The 1301-nt window shown below is 31.7% G+C and carries 2 protein-coding genes; both read right to left on the bottom strand.

Annotated elements, in window-relative coordinates; genetic code table 11:
• Window positions 1-7 precede the first annotated feature (7 nt).
• Window positions 8-1006 carry an IS630 family transposase gene (locus ASL19_RS02180; RefSeq protein WP_057177105.1) on the bottom strand — a complete coding sequence of 333 codons (999 nt, stop codon included), beginning with the start codon at window positions 1004-1006 and terminating at the stop codon, window positions 8-10.
• A gap of 75 nt (window positions 1007-1081) precedes the next feature.
• Window positions 1082-1237 (bottom strand): hypothetical protein, encoded by a 156-nt coding sequence (locus ASL19_RS17760; RefSeq protein ID WP_161808562.1) that lies wholly within the window; start codon window positions 1235-1237, stop codon window positions 1082-1084.
• Between the last annotated feature and the right edge of the window lie 64 nt (window positions 1238-1301).

The raw sequence follows: 1301 nt of genomic DNA, 5'->3' as shown, positions 1-1301 counted from the left end.
TAAGTAGTTATGCAAAATTAATTACATATTCTTTGCCAAAATCTCGAATGACTTTTTCAACATAATTAACTAAATTCTGCCAACTAGAGTAAGCATCCATTTCTATCCATTCATATTTCATAAATCGCCAGAGAATTTCTATTAAATTTAGTTGGGGAGAATAGGATGGCAACCAAAAAATCTCTAAATTCTTCTGTTGCCATTCATTAATTTTATCCTGGATTTTCTTGCTTCTATGAAATGATGCTTTATCCATAACCACAAACGTTTTTATCGGAAGGTTTTCCGCAAATTTATCAAGACAAGATATAACCACTTCACTGGTAATTGTTCCTTCAAATGTATAGGCATCTAATTCTTGATAGCGATTCATTAAACCTAGTATATTTAATCTACGACTACGACCACTTTTTATAGGAATATTTTCTCCTTTTTTTTGCCATCCATAAGGTACATAGGGTGTTAAACAAAATCCGCTTTCATCTAAATATCTTAAATCAATTTCTCCACATTTTTCTTGTTCTTTTAGTTTGGTAAGTGCTAATTCTTTTTCCTTATATTCCAATGGATCTGGCTCTCCTGCCAATCCCCTTTGAAATCTCCTCCATGTCATTGACATACTTCTTAATACCCTTTTTATTGTATCTTTACTAACTGTAATTCCCCATTCTTCTTGAATTTCGTTCAATACTTTTTTTAAGTCTTTAGGGTAGAGTTTTACCCATTCTTTTATTTTTTGCTTTTGTCCTTCATTGAAAATTGCTTTTCTTCCCCTTCCTTTTCGATTATATAATCCTAATAATCTTCTCTCTTCCCAATCATTCATCCAGTTATATATTGTTCTCCTACTCACTTGAAAAAATTCAATTAATTCAGGAATTGTCACTCCTTTATAGCTCAATAAAATACAATGCGCTCTTTGTCTAACTTGATAATGTCTACTTTCCTTATATATTCTATTTAATAATTTGGCAGTATCAAAAGTTAAATCTCTAATAAATCGCATAATTGTTCCTGTTTATTACTGTTCATAAGATACTTTATCACTTTATGTTTATAGTCGGCAATTTATTTTGCACGACTACTTAATTTCCTTATTTTGTGATAGCTCTGGAGGCTCGTCTAGAGTAATTACATGGTCTGCTTCTTGGGCAGTTTTTTTGAGGTTCGACCAATGAGAGTCAGAAACCCTTTTTCCCAATAAGGATTCGTACAATTGTCTTTCTACCGTATACATAACTGCATAGTCAAATTACTGCATTTTTCAAACAAGTAATTTCCACACTGCTTAATCAGAAAGG

The organism is Cylindrospermopsis sp. CR12 (assembly GCF_001432185.1).
Lineage (GTDB): Bacteria > Cyanobacteriota > Cyanobacteriia > Cyanobacteriales > Nostocaceae > Raphidiopsis > Raphidiopsis raciborskii.
Note: the sequence above shows the minus strand (reverse complement) of the source record. Positions and strands in the feature narration are given on the sequence as shown.